Source organism: Streptomyces sp. NPDC054932 (assembly GCF_053610205.1).
The window spans coordinates 1-15,348 of record NZ_JBSGXU010000027.1 but is presented as its reverse complement, the minus strand read 5'-3'; the positions used below and the strand labels follow the sequence as shown (position 1 = coordinate 15,348).

10 protein-coding genes, 2 pseudogenes and 1 riboswitch are annotated in these 15,348 nt (G+C 71.8%); of the genes and pseudogenes, 4 read left to right on the top strand and 8 right to left on the bottom strand.

What is annotated here, in order from left to right:
* Nucleotides 1-3 precede the first annotated feature (3 nt).
* From ACWGE1_RS10610 to ACWGE1_RS10595, 4 genes are all read right to left on the bottom strand, one after another.
* Nucleotides 4-765, bottom strand: coding sequence for a hypothetical protein (locus tag ACWGE1_RS10610; protein WP_453420144.1), 762 nt, complete (start codon nt 763-765; stop codon nt 4-6).
* 134 nt (nt 766-899) lie between these two features.
* Complete coding sequence (locus ACWGE1_RS10605) at nt 900-1,373, bottom strand: nuclear transport factor 2 family protein (protein WP_453420143.1); 474 nt, start codon at nt 1,371-1,373, stop codon at nt 900-902.
* On the bottom strand, nt 1,370-2,104 hold the full coding sequence (locus ACWGE1_RS10600) for an SDR family oxidoreductase (RefSeq protein ID WP_453420142.1): 735 nt from the start codon (nt 2,102-2,104) through the stop codon (nt 1,370-1,372). The genes ACWGE1_RS10605 and ACWGE1_RS10600 overlap by 4 nt, the downstream gene beginning before the upstream one ends.
* A 126-nt stretch (nt 2,105-2,230) precedes the next feature.
* A complete protein-coding gene (locus tag ACWGE1_RS10595; RefSeq protein ID WP_453420141.1) occupies nt 2,231-4,279 on the bottom strand; it encodes a UvrD-helicase domain-containing protein in 2,049 nt (682 codons plus the stop codon).
* A 324-nt stretch (nt 4,280-4,603) separates the two neighbouring features.
* Here ACWGE1_RS10595 and ACWGE1_RS10590 point away from each other — a divergent pair, with 324 nt between their 5' ends.
* Entirely contained in the window at nt 4,604-5,497 is an 894-nt protein-coding gene (locus tag ACWGE1_RS10590) for a hypothetical protein (RefSeq protein ID WP_453420140.1), read from the top strand.
* Between the two features lie 261 nt (nt 5,498-5,758).
* On the opposite strand, the gene ACWGE1_RS10585 is transcribed toward ACWGE1_RS10590, so the two are convergent.
* Entirely contained in the window at nt 5,759-6,421 is a 663-nt protein-coding gene (locus ACWGE1_RS10585; protein ID WP_453420139.1) for a deoxynucleoside kinase, read from the bottom strand.
* Nucleotides 6,422-6,961: 540 nt separating this feature from the next.
* Between ACWGE1_RS10585 and ACWGE1_RS10580 the strand changes: the two are divergent.
* Nucleotides 6,962-7,448 (top strand): annotated as a pseudogene (locus ACWGE1_RS10580) (DUF4430 domain-containing protein).
* 70 nt (nt 7,449-7,518) lie between these two features.
* Here ACWGE1_RS10580 and metE read toward each other — a convergent pair.
* Both metE and ACWGE1_RS10570 read right to left on the bottom strand, forming a co-directional pair.
* Nucleotides 7,519-9,843, bottom strand: a complete 2,325-nt coding sequence (gene metE, locus ACWGE1_RS10575; protein ID WP_453420138.1) for a 5-methyltetrahydropteroyltriglutamate--homocysteine S-methyltransferase — start codon at nt 9,841-9,843, stop codon at nt 7,519-7,521.
* A gap of 176 nt (nt 9,844-10,019) precedes the next feature.
* A riboswitch (cobalamin riboswitch) is annotated at nt 10,020-10,243 on the bottom strand.
* Between the two features lie 277 nt (nt 10,244-10,520).
* The gene (locus tag ACWGE1_RS10570) at nt 10,521-11,477 is read right to left on the bottom strand and encodes a MerR family transcriptional regulator (RefSeq protein WP_453420137.1); all 957 of its coding nucleotides are present in this window, start codon (nt 11,475-11,477) and stop codon (nt 10,521-10,523) included.
* A gap of 186 nt (nt 11,478-11,663) precedes the next feature.
* On the opposite strand from ACWGE1_RS10570, the gene ACWGE1_RS10565 reads away from it, so the two are divergent.
* Entirely contained in the window at nt 11,664-13,301 is a 1,638-nt protein-coding gene (locus ACWGE1_RS10565) for a carboxylesterase/lipase family protein (RefSeq protein WP_453420136.1), read from the top strand.
* A gap of 70 nt (nt 13,302-13,371) precedes the next feature.
* Here the strand turns inward: ACWGE1_RS10565 and ACWGE1_RS10560 are convergent, their stop codons facing one another.
* Nucleotides 13,372-14,592 (bottom strand): MFS transporter, encoded by a 1,221-nt coding sequence (locus ACWGE1_RS10560; RefSeq protein ID WP_453420135.1) that lies wholly within the window; start codon nt 14,590-14,592, stop codon nt 13,372-13,374.
* Between the two features lie 368 nt (nt 14,593-14,960).
* On the opposite strand from ACWGE1_RS10560, the pseudogene ACWGE1_RS10555 reads away from it, so the two are divergent.
* Nucleotides 14,961-15,348, top strand: a pseudogene (locus ACWGE1_RS10555) (saccharopine dehydrogenase); the annotation flags it as partial.

The following is a 15,348-nucleotide window of genomic DNA, read 5'->3' as shown; positions in this document are numbered from 1 at the left end:
CGCTCAATGTTTCGTCAGACGCAGCCCTGGAAGCGCGATGACCGGAGCCGTCCGGTTGCCGCCGACGATGCGCACCCGGGTCTTCGGTCCGCCCGGGGTGCACGCGAGCGCGTCCTCACGATGTAGCCACATCTGGACCGAAGTCGACATCTGCGGGTGGCCGAAGACCCAACTGCCCTGTTCCGTGCACGTCCCGACCCGCAGGGTGTACTGGCCGCCCTGCCCGGACTCCGCCTGCCCGGTCAGGGTCAGGGACGCGGCGTCCTTCGAGGCGGTCCACACTCCCGGATAGTCCGTGTACGGCCCGGAGCAGGAGCCGCAGACCGACACCACCAGTGCGACGACGGCGATTGCGGCTGCGGCGCGGGACGGCTGGACCGACAGCCCCGCCGGGCTGCCGGTGCACAGGACAGTGGCCGCGCACGAGGCGGCCATCGCGACGGCGCACCAGACGGCCCAGGGCCCCACGCCCGCCCTGACCAGCACGACGAGGAGCGCGAGCGCGAGGATCCACGAGGCGGCTGCCCGCCAGACGGCGGTGGTGTTCCGCGGGTTGCGCAGCGCCAGCACCACGACCACGATCGGCAGGACCGCCAGGATCATGGCGAGGAACATTGCGCACATCAGGACGAGAGTGCCCCCGTATTCCGGCACCAGCACGGTGGTGTCCGCCAGAGCCAGCGTCCCCAACAGTCCCGCGGCCTCGACCGCGAGCGCCGCCCACTGCACGACGGCGAGCCGGCGGCCCGTCGTTTCTTCCCCCACCGAAGCCCCCATGAATTGAGCACGTTCAATTATTGGGGTGCATGGTACTGGAACCGGCCACCCCGCCGAGCAGCCGACGCCGGTGGCAATGCGTGCCGGGCCCCGCCGGGCAGACGGGACTTTGCGGACACCCCCTAGCCGAGGCCCTGCGGCGCCTCCTCCCCGTCCGTCCACCAGACGCCCAGCCGCTGGCGGACCAGGAGCCAGCCGACCTCGGGATCCCGGCGGAACTCCCAGTCGTACGGACCGCCCATCGAATAGGGCGAAGAGGTCTGCCCATTTCCGGTCACGGCGACGAACCACATGTACCCGATGCCCGTCGCACGGTCGTCCTTCACCTGGAAGTCCATGTTCAGGATGTGGTGCTGCATGCTCGGGAAGTGCGCCTCCGCCTGCTCCACCTTCGCCCGGACCGACTCCCTTCCCCGGATCTCTCCCCACGGCCCGAAGTCCAGCACCCCGTCCTCGGCCCAGCACTCGATCCAGGTCCGCCAGTCCTTGCGGTCCAGCGCCCGCCAACCACGGATCATGAGCGTTCGCAGCGCTTCCTTGTCCTCCAGGACCCGCAGTCGAAGCAGCAGGTCCTCGTACGCCGCCCCGGCACTCACTGCGCACTCGCAGCAGGACGCACGACGATCTCGTTGACGTCGACCCCGGCAGGCTGTGCCACGGCGTGGGCAATGGCCCCGGCGATGGCGGACGCCGGCAGCGCCACGGCGCGATAGGCCCTCATCGCCTCCCTCGCGGCAGGATCGGAGATCCCGTCGGCCAGCTCGGACTCGGTCACGCCCGGAGAGACCAGAGTGACCCGGACGGAGCCGTCCGACTCCTGTCGCAGCCCCTCGGAGATGGCGCGGACGGCGAACTTGGTGGCGCAGTAGACAGCTGCCGTGGGCGACACCTCGTACGCACCCACGGAGGCGACGTTCACGAAGTGCCCGCCGCCCTGGGCGCGCATCACGGGCAGGCCGGCGGCGATCCCGTGCAGCACACCCCGTACGTTCACGTCGATCATCCGGTCCCACTCGTCGACCTTCAACGCGTCCAGCGGCGAGAGCGGCATCACCCCGGCGTTGTTGACCAGCACGTCCACGCGGCCGTAGTGCTCCCGGGCCGCGGCCACGAACGCCCGTACATCCGCGGCGTCGGTGACATCCAGCCGCCGGAAGGCCGCGGTGCCGCCCGCCCCGTCGATCTCCCGGCTCAGCGCATCGAGCCGATCCGTGCGCCGCGCGCCCAGAAACAACCGGTGGCCGTCGGCAGCGAGCCGACGGGCCGTCGCCTCCCCGATCCCGCTGCTGGCTCCGGTGATGGCCACGACCTTGGCTTCGTTCCTCATACCTGTCCTGTCCTACTCCTCGTTCGAAGCGGATCGCTCCGCCCGACCGAGTCTGGGCAAACCGCGGCCGGCCAACCAGGACGCACCACACCCAGGCAGAACGAGAACGCTGCCGGGGGGCCGCCCCTACCTGGTGACGCTGCCGAGCCAGAGCAGGTCACGGGCCCGGGTCATCGCCACGAAGAGCCGGCTGCGCAGCAGTTCCCCACGCTCCCGGGCCGTCTGCGCGCTCTCCGTACCGACCGCCGTGTCGGCCGGCGTGCCGTTCGCGAACACCGCATCGTGCTGGGGCAGGAAGACGTTCTTGAACTCCAGGCCCTTGGCCCTGCGATAGGTGCCCAGCTTCACCGCGTCGACGGCACGACCGTCGTAGTGCTCCAACTGGCACACCGGGATGCCCGCCTGGGTGAGCATCCGCTGGTAGTGGCCGATGGCGCGCAGGGAGGGGCACAGCAGGGCGGTGTCGGCGAGCGCGCCTTCGGGCAGGGAGCGCAGGGCGTCCAGGAGTTCCCTGTCGTGGGCGTCCGCCGTAGGCCTGGTGACGCGTACGACGTCCCCGTCGTGGTAGGTGAGGTCGACGTCGCGGCGGCCCGGGGTGCGCATGCCGTCGAGGTCCTCGAAGGCGTCGTCGGCCACGACGGTGAGGGCCGCGTCCAGGATCTGCTTGCTGTTGCGGTAGTTGGTGCGCAGCACCTGCCCGCGGTCGCCGCGGATGTCGATGCCCGCGTCGGTGAGGCGGAAGCCGCCCGGGTACACGGTCTGCTGGCCGTCGCCCACGAGAAGCAGACCGTTGGGCACGTCCCCGACGAGCGCGTGCAGGAGGCGCACGCCGACGAGCGTGAGGTCCTGGACCTCGTCCACGATGACGGCCGCGTACGGGGGCCGTTCGCGCCGGCGTGACGCCTCGGCCAGGGCGAGGGAAAGGATGTCGTTGAAGTCGTGGACGCCGCGCTCGCCGCGCAGCGATTCGTACGCCTCGTACAGCTCCCACACCGCCTGTCGGTGCGTACGGTGCAGGCTCGCCTTCCGTCGCCGCCGGTGGACGGCCGCGTACTCCTCGAAGCGGGTGAGGCCGCGCCCCTTGATGACGTAGTCGATCTCTTCGTGCCAGTAGGTGGGGTCCGGGTCGAGCTCGGCCAGCCGGCCCTCGCGGCCGACGTGTTTCCAGGCGAGGCTGAAGGCGGTCCCGGCCTTCTCTCCGTGCAGCCGCACCGGCACGCCCCGCTCCTGCAGGAACTCCTGCGCCCAGGAGTGGAGGCTGCGGAAGTCCACCCGGTCGGCGACGGCCGGGGCCATGGCCCTGAGGAAGGTGCTCTGCACGCGGGGCAGGTTGTTGGCGAAGGTGACGTACAGGATGCGGCCGGTCGTCCGCCTGGCCAGGTGGGCCGCGCGGTGCAGGGCGACGACCGTCTTGCCGGTGCCCGCCGGTCCGCTGATGCGTGCCGGGCCCGACCAGTTGCGGCGCACCAGCGCCACCTGATCGGGGTGGAGGAAGGTCATCCACTGCTCGATCGGCGCCTGCATCGCCCCCTCCAGGGCCGCGTCCCGCAGCCCTGCCAGGTCGAACAGCCCGTCCGGGGAGCCCGGTCGGTGGCGCTCGGGCGCCGACGGCGTCTGCTGGTCGACCGCCACCCCCGCATGGCCCGGGAACACCCGCTCGAGGTGGTCGGCGATCGCCCGGACCGACTCCACCCGCAGCCTGTGCCGCTGCGACAGCAGCACGGGGCCGATCTCGTGTTCACCCAGGAGCCGTATCCGGCCGAGTTCTGCGTCGCGGCGCTGCCCGGCGAACACCATGAACGGCTGGACCGCCACCGGTGACATTCCCAGGGACGCAACCGCGCTCTCGGCGGCCTTCGTGGCGGCGAGCAACTCGGTCGCGCGTTCGTCCACCGGCCCGCCGCCGGCCGTGACGTCGATGACGAAGACACCGCCGGGCCCCACCAGCAGCATGTCCGCGTCGGCGGTCCGCGTCCTGCACCACTGCCGGTCGACGAGCAACCGCCAGCCGCGCGCGGTCAGCACCAACAGCTGGGCGAGAAGCCGCTGTTCGCCCTCGCCCGCCGCTTCCCACCGAAGGGCCTGCCGGCGGGCGGCCTGCCACTGCTCCCGGAGTAATCGCTCCTGCCGCCGCGCGTCCTGTGCCCGCTGCGATGCCGCCCCGCCTGCCCCCATACCAGCCCCCTCGTACGCGGAGCAGCGATCATAGGACGGAACGCGACCGGAACGGCAGGGCGCGTGCCGGGATGCGGTGGCGCTGCTCACCGGTTCGACCGAAGGACCTGTCGGTCGGCATCGAGAACCCGGCCGATCTGAAGGCCGACCTGGAGGCGGGGCTCCGCGCCGCGAAGAAGGCGTCCTGAACCCCGGCGCGCGGGGCCGCTGGCCCTGGAGGCGGGCGGGGCGCTCCCGCGGGTGCGGCTGGCCTTCGAGACCTGGGGGCGGCTCGGCCGCGGGCCGGTTCGGTGCCGCGGGCCGGGTACGTGGCATCCTGTGGGCATGACGTCCGAGGTCACGGCCGCGGAATGGGCGGCGCGACAGGTCGCCGGGGTCCGCGACGACCCGGCCGGGCGGGCGGCTTTGATGGGGCGCTGCTATTCCGGCCCGTTCGGCAAGGCGCCCCAGCACCTGCCGTTCCGCCGGGCCGCGCTGTCGTTCATGGGCTGGCAGGTACGGCGGGGCGTGCTGCGGCCGGAGTCCGGCGGCGACGGCCGGCCCGGCAGTCCGTGGTGGCGCGCGGTGAACGAACGCATCCTCCGCGACGGCTGCGAGGCGGTCGCCCTCAGCGGCGGACTTCCCGGACCGTCCTCCTCGCCCACGGTCGACCACTGGCTGTCCTTCGCGATGCACCCCACCGCCCGGGCCTGGTACCGGGCGCACAACGGGAGCGTGGTCGCCGCCTACCTCGAGAACCGCGCCCTCGCGGAGGCGGAGAACGAGAGCGAGCGGTTCTTCATGAACGTCGTCCTCTGCCGCGTGCTCTACGCCCACACCCTGGTCGCCGCGCCCCGGATCTCACTCGGCCCGCTGCGTCCGCTCGCCCCGTTCCTCGGCGACCCGAGGCTGGGCATGACCGGAATCTTCCTGCAGCTCTCGCGCGTGCTCCCCGACGAGTACCCGCTCCGCGGCACCGTGCAGTACCACCTCGACAGGGAGATCGGGTTCGGCCGCCTCCTCGATTTCGGGGTGATCGTTCCGCGACTGCAACAGCTCTACGAGTGGTCGGCCCGCGAGCTCCCGGCGCCGGGCCTGCTGGGCTGCGTCCGCGACGGAGCCCCGGTCTACGCCTGGCCGTTCGACGACCGGCGCGTCTGGCAGCCTCCGCGCTCGTTCGCCCTCCGCCTGGTCCATCGGACGCTCCCGCCCGCCCGAACCGCCCCGCCCGGTCCGTAGGGGGGGTGTCCGCACCTCCGCCGCTCGCGCCCGCGAGCCGGACGTCTCCGAGCACCCGCGGGCTCCGTGCGCGACCGGCCGGGCCACGGGCGGAGCGCCTGCGCGAAGGCCCCGCGGGTTCAGGGCTCCTCAGGCGGGCACGCCTGTCGGCACGGTGCTCGTGCCGGCGGACACCTACTGGCCGTCGCCTCCCGGGACCTCACGGTCCCAGTGCGTATGACGGCGGTCGTTCCCGCTCGCCGCTGCCGGGCAGGCCGGGCTTCAGCCCCGGCGCCGGGCTGCCGTCAGGGCGTCCTTGACCTCCTGCACCACGCGGGCCGCGTCCTCGGGGCGGTTCACGACATCCGTGTGGTTCATGTCGATGACGAGGACGTCGCTGGCCGAGTAGTGCTTGTGCACCCAGTCGTCGTAGCCGGACCACAGCGTCCGGTAGTACTCGACGAGGCTCTCGTCCTGTTCGAAGTCGCGGCCCCGCAGCCCGATGCGGTGCAGTACCGTCTCGAAGTCCGCCTGGAGGTAGACCATGAGGTCGGGTGCCTTGCGGTACGGCAGGCCGTCGATCTCGCGCATCATCTCCCCGAGCAGCCCCTCGTACACCTGCATTTCGAGGGAGCTGATCCGGCCGAGGTCGTGATTGACCTTGGCGAAGTACCAGTCCTCGTAGATGGAGCGGTCGAGGACGTTGTCGCCCTGCTTGTACGCCTCCTTGATCGAGGCGAACCGCGTCTGCAGGAAGTAGAGCTGGAGGAGGAAGGGGTAGCGCTTCGCCTGGATCTCCTCGGGGCTCGCCGTGTAGAAGAGCGGCAGGATCGGGTTGTCCGTCACGCTCTCGTAGAAGACTTCGCTGCCCAGCTCCTTGGCGAGGAGTTCGGCCACGCTCGTCTTGCCGATCCCGATCATGCCTCCGACGCAGATCACTGACATACCTCGCTTCTCCCTGGGGGTCTTCCGTTCGCGGGCGGGTGGACCGGGCACCCCGCACCAATGAGACGCGTGTCGGTGACCATTCGATTCCCCAGGACCTTCATGATCGGCATCACGTGGTCCTGCGGCCGGACCGGGGCCCCGACGCAGGACGCCCTCCTCGACCGGCCGGACCGACCGTTCCGCAGGTGCCGCGTACAGCGACGCGCCACCGCCCCGCGGCCGCCTTGAAGCATAAATGACGCCTCGGCCCGCGTCGGCCAGAGCGCCGGCGGCCCCGGTCCCGTGCGGGTCGCGGCAGAGTGTCGGGGGACACCTTCGCGCCGGACAGTGGCCACTGGTCAGCACGCTGTCACGGCCGTACGGTGCGTGTGCCCGGTCGGACCGGGCCGTTTCCCACTGTCACGGTCTGCAGCGCGGAGCCTTGGTTCGCCGACTCGTCGGCAGTCCGTTCCCGCTGCTCCGCGGGCCACGGCACTGGTGGCGGACGCCGGGGTGGACGGGGTGGTGCTGCGCGCCCGCCCGCTCGCAAGGCGCCTCATGCGTCCGAACCCCGTCCGTCGCACGCTGGTCACGACGGCCGCCCTCGGACTCGCGCTCGCTACAGCGCCCGCCGTCGCCCACGCCAAGCCGGTCCCGAACACGAACGCCCCGGTCAAGGTCAACCTCACGGTGCAGGGCCCGAGCGGGCTGCTGTTCAAGGGCAGGATCAAGACCAAGGGCCACGACGTCACCACGGCGACCGGCGGCACGCACAAGTGCGACGGCACGAACGGCTCGGCCGGCCCGAGCGCCGTACCGACGCCGACCGCCGCCCTGGACGACGCCGCGAAGAAGAAGCACTTCACCTGGGACGGCACCTGGTACGCCTCGTTCGACGACTTCTCCGTCGACACGATGAAGAACGTCAGCGGTGGCGGCTCCGCCTACTGGAGCATCTCCGTCAACGGCATCCCGACCCCCGTCGGGATGCCGGTTCAAGCTGAAGGCCGGCGACCAGGTCGCCTTCACCTGGACCGCCTTCTGACGAACCGCCTCGGCCAGGGCCGCGTTCGGGTCGGAACATCCGCTCACGGACGTTCCGACCCGACTGCGGATCAGGCGGTCGCGGTGCCGGTCTCCGCGCGGACCTCGCGAGCCGCCGCGACGAGGTTCTCCAGCGACGCCCGGGTCTCCCCCCAACCGCGGGTCTTCAGGCCGCAGTCGGGGTTGACCCACAGCCGCTCTGCCGGGATGGCCTCCAGCCCCTTGCGCAGGAGCGCCGCGGCCTCGCCGGTGGAGGGGATGCGCGGGGAGTGGATGTCCCAGACCCCGGGGCCGGCCTCGCGCGGGTAGCCGTGCTCGGCGAGCTCGGTCGCGACCTGCATGTGGGAGCGGGCGGCCTCCAGGCTGATGACGTCGGCGTCGAGGTCGTCGATGGCCTGGACGATGTCACCGAACTCCGCGTAGCACATGTGCGTGTGGATCTGGGTCTCCGGCCGCACGCCCGAGGTCGTCAGCCGGAAGGACTCCGTCGCCCAGGCCAGGTAGTCGGCGTGGCCGTCCGCGCGCAGCGGCAGCGTCTCGCGCAGGGCGGGCTCGTCCACCTGGATCACCAAAGTGCCGGCCGCCTCCAGGTCGTTGACCTCGTCGCGCAGGGCGAGGCCGACCTGGCGCGCGGTCTCGCCGAGCGGCTGGTCGTCGCGTACGAACGACCACGCCAGCATGGTGACCGGGCCGGTCAGCATGCCCTTGACCGGCTTGCTCGCCCGGGACTGGGCGTACGTCGTCCAGCGCACGGTCATCGGCTCCGGACGGGAGATGTCCCCGGCCAGGACCGGCGGCCGCACATAACGGGTGCCGTACGACTGGACCCAGCCGTGCTGGGTCGCCAGGTACCCCGTCAGCTGCTCGGCGAAGTACTGGACCATGTCGTTGCGTTCGGGCTCACCGTGCACCAGCACGTCGATGCCCGTCTTCTCCTGGAAGGCGAGCACCTCGCGGATCTCGTCCTTGATGCGCTCCTCGTACCCGGCGGTGTCGATGCGCCCGGCCCGCAGGTCCGCGCGGGCCACGCGCAGCTCGTCGGTCTGCGGGAACGAGCCGATGGTGGTGGTGGGCAGCAGCGGCAGCCCCAGGTGGGCGCGCTGGGCGACCGCACGGTCCGCGTACGGCTGGGCGCGGCGGCCGTCCGCGTCGGTGATCGCCCCGGTGCGCGCCCGCACCGCGGGATCGCGGGTGATGGGAGAGCCGGCGCGGGAGGCCAGATCGGCGCGGTTCGCGGCGAGTTCGGCGGTGATCGCATCCGTGCCCTGGGCGAGGCCGCGGGCCAGCGTGGTGATCTCGTTCGTCTTCTGGCGGGCGAAGGCGAGCCAGCGGCGCACCTGCGGGTCGATGTCGCGCTCGACGCCGGCGTCCAGAGGGACGTGCAGCAGGGAACAGGACGCGGAGACGTCGACCCGGTCGGCGAGCCCGAGGAGGGTCCCGAGCGTGGTCAGCGACTTCTGGAAGTCGTTGATCCAGATGTTGCGGCCGTTGACCACGCCCGCGACCAGGCGCTTGCCCGGGAGCCCGCCGACGGCGGCGAGGTCGGCGAGGTTGGCGGCGGCCGCATCGGTGAAGTCGAGGGCAAGGCCCTCCACGGGAGCCTTCGCCAGCACCGGGAGTGCTTCACCGAGCCGGTCGAAGTAGGAGGCGACGAGCAGCTTCGGGCGCTCCGTGAGGGCGCCGAGCTCCCGGTAGGTGCGGGCCGCGGCGTTCAGGTCGGCCGGGGTGCGGTCCTGGACCAGGGCCGGCTCGTCCAGCTGGACCCACTCGGCGCCCGCCGCGCGGAGCTCGGCCAGCACTTGGGCGTAGACGGGCAGGAGCCGGTCGAGGAGCGTGATCGGCTCGAAGTCGGCGGCCACGCCCGGGGCGGGCTTGGCCAGCAGCAGGTAGGTGACCGGACCGACCAGTACGGGCCGCGCCGCATGCCCCGCGGAGAGGGCTTCGGTGAGTTCGGCGACCTGCTTGGTGGAGTCGGCGGTGAAGACGGTGTCGGGGCCGAGTTCGGGGACGAGGTAGTGGTAGTTCGTGTCGAACCACTTGGTCATCTCCAGCGGCGCCACGTCCTGCGTGCCGCGCGCCATCGCGAAGTAGCCGTCCAGGGCGTCGGCTTCGACGGCGGCCCGGTGGCGGGCGGGGATCGCGCCGACCATCACCGTGGTGTCCAGCACGTGGTCGTAGTACGAGAAGTCGCCGGTCGGCACCTCGCTGATGCCGGCCTCGGCGAGCTGGGCCCGGTTGGCCCGGCGCAGGTCCCGGGCGGTGTCCCGGAGGGCGTCGGCGCTGACTCGGCCCTTCCAGTAGCCCTCGATCGCCTTCTTCAGTTCGCGGTTCTGGCCCTGGCGGGGGTAGCCGTACACGGTGGCCTGTACTGCCGCGGCTGCGGACTCGGTGGTCACGGAACTCTCCTTCGCGAGCGTGTCTCCATGGACCCGGTGACCGGGGTCGAGGACGCGAAGGGTGCGAGAGCAGGCGGACCGCCGGGTTCACGTACGACTGCGGTACGCGAACGGACGGATCCGCCTGATGCACGCCGACCCGCCCACGAGGTCACCGAGGAAACCGGGCGCGGTCGATCGCGCACGGGCAACGGGCAGGTCTTCGGACTCGCGGGCACGCCTGCCGGTTTCCCGGCGGGCACCTACTGGCCGTCGCTTCCCAGACCCGTCCCGGGTCCAGTGCGTATGACGGCGGTCGTTCCCGCTCACCGCTGCGGGGCAGTCCCGGATTCCCACCGGGTTCCCTCTTACGACGCATCCCGCCTGGCGGACGGGGCGAACCAGCTGCAGGGCCCACACTAGGCGGCCGAACTGGAAAATGGACAGAGTGTTCCAGATATCGGACCCTGCGATGAGACGCGGTGGGGGAGGACGAGACCGTTCGAGGCGTCGGAGCCGTGGATCACCCGCTCTTGAACACCGGGTACGGAACGTACGTCTGCCGATCGGGGTCGACCGCGAGGCGCCCCCCGGCCGGCGGCCTGGCCCGCTGGGCACAGTCGCACCGCGCGCGGACCCGGCACGGCGCCCGTCCTCAGGGGAAGCGGCGGACCGGCCGTAGGAGCGGCGCTCCTCGTTCAGGGACCGCACGCGGGAGTTCGTGAGCCCCTCGACGCCGGGGGCGGGTTCCCGGACGTCGAGATCAACAGTCCGTCCGTCAGCCATCGATGAGCCACCGTCATGTTCAGCACGCGCCCGCCGGTGGCGGCGGCGACCAGGCTCCAGTACCGCTGCAGGCGGGGATCGAAGCCGGACGACCTCGACACCAGCCCGTGCAGGTAGGCGCGGAAGGCGGGGGTGTCCGACTCCCGCCGGGCTCGTGCGTGGGCGGACACGAAGGCGTTCACCGCATCCCCGGCGCTGGGCGGCAGACCCTGGGCCAGCGCGTCGGCGGTCAGAGCCGCAGCCTCGTCGATCTCCGCGTAGAAGGCCGGACCGTCCCTCATCTCTTCGTCGTGGTCCCGGGTCCAGCAGGTGAAACTGGGCGTGGAGACGAGCAGATGAAGCTCGGCGTAGGCCAGGGCCGAAGCGGGATCGGGGTCCTGGGGCGGGGCGGGTGACAGCATGGCGATCATGATGTCGAGTCGGCGCCCGGGCATGGCCGCGGACAGCTCGCGGTACCAGTGATCGGTGAGAGTGCGGTGCGCCTCCGGGAGCCGCTGCACGCGGGAGAGTATCTCCAGACGCCGGAGCCGCTCCTCGCTCGTGCAGTCGTCCAGGGACTGGAGCGTGGCCTGGCGCCACCGCAGCTCGGTCAGCCGTTCCTGCACCACTTCGAGCTCGGTCGCCACCAGTTCCCCGAGGGAGCACTCACCGGTGACCACCTGCGTGATGGTCGCGATCGGGGTGTCCAGCGCCCGTAGGCGTCTGATGAAACGGATCCGCTCCCACGCCTCGGGACCGTAGCGCCGATGGCCACCGGCGCTACGGCCGGCCACGGGCAGCAGACCGCTGTCGGAGTAGTAGCGGAGGGTCTTCACCGGAACTCCCGTCCCGGCCGCGAGCTCACCGATGCTCCACGTGTCGTGCGTCACAGTCTCTTGAACCTCCAGCGCGCGGGAGGTCCTAGCGTATTGATCACTGACCGCTTCGGTCCGCACCGATCCCCCGACCAAGAACGGTGGGTACGCATGTCCCCGACCCCTTTCTCGACCCCGACCCCGACCCCGACCCCGACCCCGGCAGCGCCGCGTCCATGGCGAAGGGCCGGGATCCGCTCGGTGCTCTTCCCCTTGCTCTGCGCGGTGGCACTGCTCACGGCCACCGCCGTACCGGCGACCGCTGCACCACCGGGCTCCCCGCAGACCGTCGTCCGGACCGACCACGGCCTGGTACGCGGTGTGTCGCACGGCTCGTACACCACCTTCGACGGCATTCCCTACGCCGCACCGCCGACCGGACCGCTGCGCTGGCGCGCTCCGGTGCCCGCCGCCGCATGGCGCGGTGTCCGGGATGCGACGGCGGCGGCAGAGCGCTGCGTGCAGATGCCGACACCGGGTGCGGGCGCGGTCCTCGGCTCGGAGGACTGCCTCTACCTCAACGTCACCGTGCCGACGCCGACGCCGACGCCGAAGTCAAAGCCGGCCGGACAGAAGCGGCCCGTGCTGGTGTGGATGCACGGCGGGGCGTTCCTGGGCGGCTCCGGCAGTGACTACGGCGCCGAACAGCTGGCGGTCCGGGGCGACACGGTCGTCGTGACGGTCAACTACCGGTTGGGGATCTTCGGTTACTTCGGCCACCCCGGACTGGGCTCCGCCCCACCGTTCGGCCTGGCGGACCAGCAGGCCGCCCTGCGCTGGGTGCGGGCGAACGCGGAGCGCTTCGGCGGCGATCCGGGCAGTGTCACGCTGTTCGGCGAGTCCGCAGGCGCTCTCAGCATCTGTGCGCACCTCACCTCGCCGACGGCCGCCGGACTCTTCCGGCGGGCCGTGCTCCAGAGCGGTTCCTGCCTCATGTCCTTCCCGAGCGGCGCTCTCGGACCCGGAACGCCGGCGTACGAGCCGTTCGCCCCGCAGCGCGATGTCCAGTCGGCCGGTGCGGAAGCCGCCCGGCAGCTGGGCTGCACGGCTGCCGGCGAAGACGAGGTGGTGGCGTGCCTGCGCGGGCAGAGCACCGATCGCCTCGCCACCGCGCAGCTGATGCAGTCCTTCAACCGGCCCGCCTTCGGCAATGCGCTGCTGCCCGTGGCACCGGACCGGGCGTTGGCATCGGGACGCTTCCACCGCGTGCCGGTCGTCCTGGGCACCAACCACGATGAGATGAGGATGTTCGTCGGCCTGTCGCTCGCCGCGTTCCCGATCCGTACCGAGACCGACTACCGCGCCCGCCTCGTGGACGCCTTCGGGGTCGCCGCCCCGGCCGTCGAGGCGCGGTATCCGGCATCGGACCACCCCACGCCCGCACTGGCCTGGGCCGCGGTGCTGACGGACCGTTCCCTCACATGCACCACACTGGCGGCCGGCCGGGCCCTCGCCACCCATGCCCCCGGCCTGCCCCTCTACGGATACGAGTTCAGCGATGCGGATGCTCCTGTCCTCACCGGCCTGCCTGCGAACCCGGGCTTCCCCTACGGTGCGGCGCACGGCTTCGAGATGCCGTTCCTGTTCTCCTCCTTCCCCACCGAGCGACCGCTGACCGACGCCCAGCGCGCCCTGTCGGACCGGATGGTCGGCTACTGGACGAACTTCGCGCGCACCGGCAACCCGAACACCTCCGACGCACCGCTCTGGCCCCGCCTCCGTCCTTCGTCACCGCTCGCGGGGTCCGTGCAGTCATTGGCTCCCGGACCGGGCGGAATCCACCCCGTCGATGCGCATTCCGCACACCACTGCTCGCTCTGGGACGGCCTGCCCCGGTGAGTCGCTCAGCATGAGGGGGACGTCGTGCTCGTCGGCAGGTCACCGACCCGCCAACGATCGTTGCGACGGTTCACTCCCGCTCCCGGGCCTGGGCGCGTCGGCGTACGACGGTTGCCGACAGCAGTCCGGCGCCGGCGGCCGTGACGGCGAGCAGCACGAAGCCCCATGCGTAGTCGTCCGTGATGCTCTTGACCAAGCCCATCACCAGGGGCGGGAAGAAGCCGCCGAGTCCACCGGCGGCGCCGACCACGCCGGTGACCGCCCCGACCCGCTCCGGTACCACCAAGCGGGCGACCAGCGCGAAAACGGCTCCCGATCCCGCGCCCAGGCCGGCTGCCATCCCGAGGAAGGCGACCGTGCCGACCGGGACCAGGGCCACCTCGAACGCCGCGACGAGCGCGCACGCACATACCGCGGCGTATGTGCCGACGAGCACGGGGACGGGGTGCGTCCGGTCGGAGAGCCACCCTCCGACCGGGCGCATGGCCACGGCCAGGACGACGAAGCCCGCGGTGCGCAATGCGGCATCGGAGCGCCCCAGTTCGTCGGCGATGGTGAGGTAGGTGGGCAGGTAGACGCTGAAGGCGACGAAGCCACCGAAGGACATGGCGTAGAGGAAGGCCAGAAGCCAGGTGTCGGGCATCCGCAGGGTCGCCGTCGTCCGCGCGAGCATCGACCCGGCGGCGATCGCCCGCCCGGGTTTGTCCCGCAGGAGCAGGTGGGCGGCCAGGGCGTACACGGCCAGGGCGGCGGCGACCAGGTCGAAGGGAAAGCTCCGCCCGACCGCGTCGGCCAGCTGGACGGTGGTGAACGACGACAGTGCGGTGCCGCCGGTGCCGATACCGAAGATGCCCAGGGCCAGCCCGCGCCGCTCGGGCGGGTACCAGGCGTTGACGAACGGCACACCGACGGCGAAGGCGGTGCCACCCAGCCCGAGGAAGAAGCCGCCCGCGAGTACTTCCCCGAGCGAGTCGGCCACGTGTCCCACGTACAGCACGGGCAGGATCGTCAGGGCCGCGACGATCGGGAACATCCGGCGCGCGCCCCAGCGGTCGGTGAGCGCGCCGACGGGGATACGGCCGATCGATCCCACGATGACCGGTACGGCCACGACCAGGGACTGCTGGAACGAGCTGAGGTCCAGATCATCGCGGAGCGCCGGCCCGAGCGGTGCCAGCAGAGCCCACGCCCAGAAGCAGAGCGTGAATCCGATCGTGGCCAGGGACAGCATCCGAGCGGGCTGCCGGGATGCCTCCACGGCATCCCTTCGTCTGTCTGCGCCCGGCATCATCACACTCCTTCGCGACCCGGCTCTCTGTGAACGTCGCTGCGGATGCGGACGTCCGCGACGGCCGTGCCTCCGCGGTCGACCGGGAACTGCCGTCCGTGACCGGCGCCGGGGGCTCTGGACCAGCATCACCCGCGAGGCACTCCCGGTGGCCCCGCGACTCGCCCTGCGGGGGATCAACAGGCTGAACGGGGGGACGGACCCCGTCCGCCCGCACCGGGTGAACAGCGCCGGCCGGATCCCCAGTGCTGCTGTCCTGCCACCGCGCCAGCCGGCCGGTGAACCAGGTGGTCCCGGCGTTCCCCCGGCGCCGCCCCGGACACGGGCGGAGGGAGGTCGCATTTCTAGGTCACCTGACCTAAACTCTGGCCATGACCACCGAACTGCGCGACGAGCTGCGCCCGGATCCCTCCGGCCCTGTACTGATCACCGGCGGATACGGCACCGTGGGCGCCGAGATCGCCCGCATCCTGGGTGCGGACACCCCGACCCTTCTCACCGGCCGCAACCCCGGCCGGGGCCAGGCGCTGGCCGCCGAGGTCGGCGGCGAGGTGCGCGCCTGGGACCTGGCGGACCCCGCCCCCTTCCACGCCGGCGTCCGGGCCGTCATCAGCTCGGTCAACGACCCCGAGGACCGGGTGCTGCACGCCGCCGCGGCCGGCGGCGTGCCCTACGTCGACATCACCCGGTGGACGGGCCGCCTGCAGCGGGCCGTCACCGTCGCCGCCCTGCTCCGGCCGGCCGCCCCGGTGCTGCTGT

Excerpts from the sequence above, each read along its gene's own strand:
- ACWGE1_RS10595 (WP_453420141.1), bottom strand. The coding sequence starts at position 4,279 with ATGGGGGCAGGCGGGGCGGCATCGCAGCGGGCACAGGACGCGCGGCGG.
- ACWGE1_RS10600 (WP_453420142.1), bottom strand. The coding sequence starts at position 2,104 with ATGAGGAACGAAGCCAAGGTCGTGGCCATCACCGGAGCCAGCAGCGGG.
- ACWGE1_RS10560 (WP_453420135.1), bottom strand. The coding sequence starts at position 14,592 with ATGATGCCGGGCGCAGACAGACGAAGGGATGCCGTGGAGGCATCCCGG.
- ACWGE1_RS10585 (WP_453420139.1), bottom strand. The coding sequence starts at position 6,421 with ATGTCAGTGATCTGCGTCGGAGGCATGATCGGGATCGGCAAGACGAGC.
- ACWGE1_RS10590 (WP_453420140.1), top strand. The coding sequence starts at position 4,604 with ATGACGTCCGAGGTCACGGCCGCGGAATGGGCGGCGCGACAGGTCGCC.